Origin of the sequence: uncultured Oribacterium sp. (genome assembly GCF_902481605.1) — a bacterium.
GTDB lineage: Bacteria > Bacillota > Clostridia > Lachnospirales > Lachnospiraceae > Oribacterium > Oribacterium sinus.
This window is the reverse complement of sequence record NZ_CABSXI010000096.1, coordinates 1-5,762: the sequence shown is the minus strand read 5'-3', so window position 1 is coordinate 5,762 and position 5,762 is coordinate 1. Positions and strand designations below refer to the sequence as shown.

The following is a 5,762-nucleotide window of genomic DNA, read 5'->3' as shown; positions in this document are numbered from 1 at the left end:
GGCAGTGGATTGACGGAAACTGCTACTACTTAGACTCACAAGGACAGAATGAAGGAGCTCTCTATAGAAACACCACTACTCCCGATGGCTATGCAGTGGATGCGGAAGGAAGATGGGTAGTGAATGGAGTGGTACAAAAACAATAAAATTTCCACAAATGGATAGAAATATAGTATAATTTTATACCGTGAAATGGCAAGAAATAAGAAAGGACGATGGAGATGAGAAGAAAAAACATGCTGGCTTTAGGAATGAGCTTGGTATTTTGTGCAACAGCCACTGCTGTACCCCTCTATGCCAATCCCTTAGACCGTCAGGAAAGAACTGTTTCAGAGGAAAAGGAAACAAGTGAAAATCAGGCAGAAAATTCTGTAGTAGATATAGCGGAAAATAAAAACGTAGATTCGGAAGAAGGAAGCAAAGAAAGCTTGGCGAATTTCCCGGAAGAAACGAAAAATTCCGACTCAGAGGAAGCGGTGGAAGCAGTTGAAGAGACTGAGAATGCAGAGGTTTCATCTGAAGAGACTGAGAGTACAGAAGAAAACAGTATGGTAAAACCTCTGTCCTTGGGATACTCCGGCTTCCGTATGGCAAATACCAAGAGCTACACTCTTGATGATAAGATTCTTGTGATGAACTTGGAATTTGGTGGCGTGGAGTTTGCTGCAAGGGATCATATGGAGGTGCTTAGAAATCAACCTGTAAAAGTGAGCGGATTAACCATCAATAAGAATAACCACAGTGTTGACGACCCAGAAGAAAAGATTTGCAAGGTTCTTCCGAATAGGATTGTGGAAAAGAAGGTAGGAGGGGATTGGACCCGTTATAAACTGGACTTCTTTACTCCCGGAGAGTATCGCTATATTTATACCTTGGCTATGGGAAAAAATAGTCCCTACTATTTTCTGCCACAGGAGACTCCGGATAATGATGAACACTTTACCTATACTACGGTAGTCATTGGGGATCGTTTTAAGGATAACCAAAGTAATTCTTCCATTCTTGTTAAGTATTCCAAGTCCACAAGCGCAAGTGGGAAAGATCCAAACTATAAATACTATTCTTTAGAAACGGATTCATTTTTTGTAAAAGAAGCAAAAAAAATCAGTAAGGTATACTTAAACTCCAGCTTCGATATTCATAAGGCTAAGGTGGGAGACCCTATGAATAGTGTGATTCTGAATGTGGAAAAAATTGAGCTTATAGATGGCACCACCGTATTGAACCCGGGAACTTCCGCAGAGCCTTTTTTGACGAGTTTTTACAGAGAATATCCTAAAGAATTAAACCGCTTTAAGCTCTTTTTAGAGAGCTATGTAAATGCAGCCGGCGAAAAAGGCGATGTTTGGAAAGCTCCGGAAGGGACTCCTCTTCCTGCCGGACGATATCAGGTAAAGTATCTTGTGCAGCCTCATTTCACTGTGGAAAAATATCGCTTTCTTGTTGAGGGAACTGACGACGACTATGGTTCCGGCACGAAATTTTATGTCAATAATGAACTATACAGTAATAAGTCTTTGAAGTTACAGCGAGATTTAACAGCCGGTGCCGAACTGGTTTCTCCCTATTTTGAACCTAAAAAAATAGAGAAAAAGGAGAATACTTCTGGTGGATCCGGCGGAGGCTCCGGCAGTTCAGGAGGCAGTTCTTCCGGTTCAGGTGGTTCCGGCGGCTCCGGAAGCTTTAAAGTCAGCAATAGCTTTACCGGACAGGTACTTGGCGTAGATCGTTCTCTATCCGGAGGTCAGTGGGTACAGGATGAAAAGGGCTGGTGGTACAAAAGACCGGACGGAAGCTATCCGAAGAATAGCTGGGGCTATGAAGCCTACAACGGAAAGTCTTACTGGTATTATTTCTTGGATTCCGGCTATATGGCTACAGGCTGGGTAGAGGTAAACGGCAGTAAATACTATCTTTTCCCAAACTCTGATGGTTGGAAGGGCAGAATGCTCACCGGTTGGCAGTGGATTAACGGAAACTGCTATTATTTGGATTTACAGGGACAAAATGAAGGAGCCCTTTATAGAAATACCACTACTCCTGACGGATTTACCGTGGATCAGGAGGGCAGGTGGACTGTGAACGGAGCAGTACAAAAACAATAAAAGAAGTTATTTGTGCGTAGGCAAAAAGGAGTAGATATATGAAAAGCTTTATCTCGGGACAGCGAGGAAAAAGGCTGGTGGCTTTATGCCTTGTGATTCTACAGGTACTATTTCAGTTTCCTGTAGAATGGAAGGCAGAGGGAAAGGTCGAAGAGAAGGACAAAGAGATTCTCTTTCTATTTACAGATGATCATGGAAGTCCTGTCCAAGGAGTTCAAGTTGAGCTTTCCATTTATAAAAAAGGCAGTGAAGACGAAGAGGAAAGACAGGAGACAGAAGATACGCTGTCTTCTTCTTTGCTGGATAAAGAAGAGAAAAGCTCCCCCTCTACTTCTGAAAAGGAAGAGACGAGTAGTGCCAGCAACACCTGGACAGAGCGTGGGAAGAAATATACTAAACTGCAAGAGTATGAGAACTTGGAGAAAGATGATGATTTTCCCCACGCAAAAGGAGAAGGCTCTTATCCGGGTTATGATAAATTTGAAAACCGTTTGTTTTATACCGGGCAGCCAAATGCTATGGGGGAAATAGTGCAAAAACTACCTTCCCGCTATTTAACCCAGGATTTCGCCATTTTCATGAAGGTTCGAGCCTACAATGACGAGCGTCAGGCGTTTAAAGATTATTATATTGAAGAGGGTGTAATACCGAGAGACTTGGAGGGGACCGTAGAGATTACGCTGGACAAGAAACGGAAACAAACGTGGGATGGAACTCTGGCATTTGATCAGATAGAGGAAATAGTCATTCGGGATAAGGAAACTTATCCCCTTGCTGTTCGTGCGCATTATGATCCAAATGTGGATGAAGGTAAGGATGACAATGATATAGAATATTATCTGGTGAGGCCTTCTTCTTCTGAAGAACGGATTTGGAATCCGGGGGGTATACAGATTAATGCAGTGGGAATCTATACCTTGATTGCTCGAATTCCAGGGGATGAGAATCATAAGACGTTGGAAGTCGGCCAGAAATTTACTGTTAAAGAGACTTTGTCGGATAAGTTTATATTTAAGAATGGCAAAAACAGGATGTCGGAGAACTATGAAAAAGATAAGTATATAGATCCGATTAATCGAGAGAATGTAAAGGGAACGGTTCTCTATGAAGAAATCTCTAATGCTGATGGTGCCATTTCTATTGAGAATTCTACGAAGCTTCGAGTGAAAGGCACCGGAACGGCAGTTCTTAAAGTTAAAGTGAAAGACGGTGCTACATTTAAAGGTACAGAAACACAACTAACTATTGCCATTAGTAAAGGGGAGCAAGAGGATTTTGCCTTTGATTTAAAGGACTTTGAAGCTCTGGGCGTTATTGAGAAAGAGGGACAAAAGTTTTTTCAATATAAGGTAAACTACGGAAAGGAGAACCCTAGTGCCGTAGGAAATCTGGGAAAGCATTCCTTCCCCTTGCGCACAAAGGGACAGAAAACAAATACGAGCTTTCAGGTGGTAGCCGGAACAGAAATTGCGGAACTTCAGGGAAAAGGCATACTTGAATTTAAAAATAGGAAACGAGGAACTGTTGTAGTTGCGGCTACAGCAGAAAATAATGCCACATATAAGGAAAAAACGATTTATGCGGAAATCAATGTGGTTTATCCGGATTATTCCGATTATCTTCATATTCAAGAAGAAGCTAATGCCAAGGGCTGGTACAATAAGAATGTGAGGTTTATTGCTCAAAATAATGGTAGTAAATATGCAGTATCTTATAGTGACTCCTGGGAACATGGAGATTGGGAGCCGGAGATTAATCTGGGAGAAGACAGTGAGTCTCCTGAGGGAAAGATTGTCTACATTAAAACAAAAGAGGGAATCGGACTGGGACTAAAAGAGGGAAAGGTTCTTGGAAAGTATAAGATAGACACTACCGAACCGGAGCTTTCTTCCATTTCCTATACGAAAGATAAAGAGTCCAGACTGAAAAGCCTAGGAGGCTATGGCTTCTATAGGGACACGCTTGAAGTAGAATTAAAAGCCAAGGATAAAACCTCCAAGGTAGATACTTTCCGTTACCGTTATCTGCATCAGGATAGTGATAATATTATTCGAACAGGGTCATGGCTAAAGGTTAGCGATGGTGATGAGAACTTTAGCAGACCGGATGAGAATACGGCGATTGCAAAAATCAAGATTGATCCTCAATTCCGAGGCAAGATTGAATATTATGCGGTTGATAATGCAGACAATAACAAGCTTGGAACTCACACTCTAATTAACGATGAGTTTTTGGTTGTAGATAGCAAAAAGCCGGAGGCTAGACTTCAGTTTACAGATTCGTATAAAAGAGTAGGAGACCATTTTTATTTTCAGAATCAGGGAATTTTAAGTCTTGGAGTGGAAGAAAAGAACTTTTTTCCTGAGGATCAGGATTTTTCTTTGAAGGTTTATAGCAGAAGAAATGGAGAAGACAAAGAAAGTTCCTATAGAGTGCAGGGCAATAGGGAAGCTCTCACCTTAAAGAAGAATTCCGCTTTCATTAGTGATGGAAGAGAGAGCTTGTTAGAGGACAATTCTACTTCCTTCGTGCAAATCATGCCTAATGGGGAACAGAATGATTTGACAATGAATTTCACCGAGGAAGGACATTATCGTTTGTCCTTTGCCTATAAGGATCCTTCCGGAAATCCTTTAGAATGGAAGAATACTTTAGGATTGGAGAAGAATGGAGAACTGGCTATCACTGTGGATCATACAGACCCCAAGATTTACTTTGACCCTTCTTCCGAAAGTGGTCAGGTACGGTACTTTGCGAAGGATGTCAAATTTACAACAAAGATTTTAGAAGAAAATTTTAGTACCAATGATACCCACCTTAACTATAATTTTCTTCCGGATACTGTGAAAAGTTCGCCTTCATCTCTGGCTACGCCGGTAAGTCCCAGCACTATGCCCGGGCGTATTCTTCATCCCCGTTCTCTGGCTTCGACAAGAGGCGTGCAACAGTTTAAAAATCATACGGTTACGTGGAAGAAGGAAAAGCTATCCGATTCCAACCTATATTCTTCTGAACTAAATTTCACAGAGGACGGACAGTATGAGGTTATGGTGGATACTACCGATCTTTCCGGAAGAAAAGCCAGCGCCTCCAATTTCCTGGTAGTGGATAAAACACCGCCTAAGATTCGGCTGACTTTATCCAATGACGGCTTGGCTAATGAGAAATACTTTAGAGAAGTTAGAAAGGGGCAAATCGAAATTGAGGATGCCAACTTGGATTTCTCTTCTCTTCAGGTAGAGCTTACTGTAAAGGATAAGGCAGGAAATTCCATATCCATAGATGATGCAGACCATTTAACCAATCTAGCTTACTGGACGAAGGCGGGGAATAAGTATACCTATCCTATTGAGTTTAGTAAGGATGGGATTTATCATATCAGTCTTAAGGTCAAGGATTTGGCAGGCAATGAAAATGCTCCCATAGAAGTAGGAGAGACAAAGGCGGCCTTTGATTTTGTGGTGGACAGAAAAGCCCCCACCGGTGCCTTGAAGATTGGTGATTGGGATCGTTCCAAGGATGGAACCCTTTGGACCAAGCTCCTGGATCGTATCAGCTTTGGTCGATTCAGCAATAAGAAGCAGGTCATTCGTTTGCAGGCGGAGGATAACTTAAGCGGTGTCGGGCTGGTGGAAGTTCTTCGAACAAGGGAGAAGA

General features: G+C 42.1%; 3 protein-coding genes. All 3 read left to right on the top strand.

Going from position 1 to position 5,762, the window contains the following annotated elements:
• Window positions 1–8 precede the first annotated feature (8 nt).
• Window positions 9–146 (top strand): hypothetical protein, encoded by a 138-nt coding sequence (locus RDQ32_RS11170; protein WP_308580443.1) that lies wholly within the window; start codon window positions 9–11, stop codon window positions 144–146.
• Between the two features lie 75 nt (window positions 147–221).
• Window positions 222–2,105 carry a hypothetical protein gene (locus RDQ32_RS11165; protein ID WP_308580442.1) on the top strand — a complete coding sequence of 628 codons (1,884 nt, stop codon included), beginning with the start codon at window positions 222–224 and terminating at the stop codon, window positions 2,103–2,105.
• Between the two features lie 38 nt (window positions 2,106–2,143).
• On the top strand, window positions 2,144–5,762 hold a 3,619-nt coding region (locus RDQ32_RS10560; RefSeq protein ID WP_308580441.1), incomplete at its 3' end, for a hypothetical protein.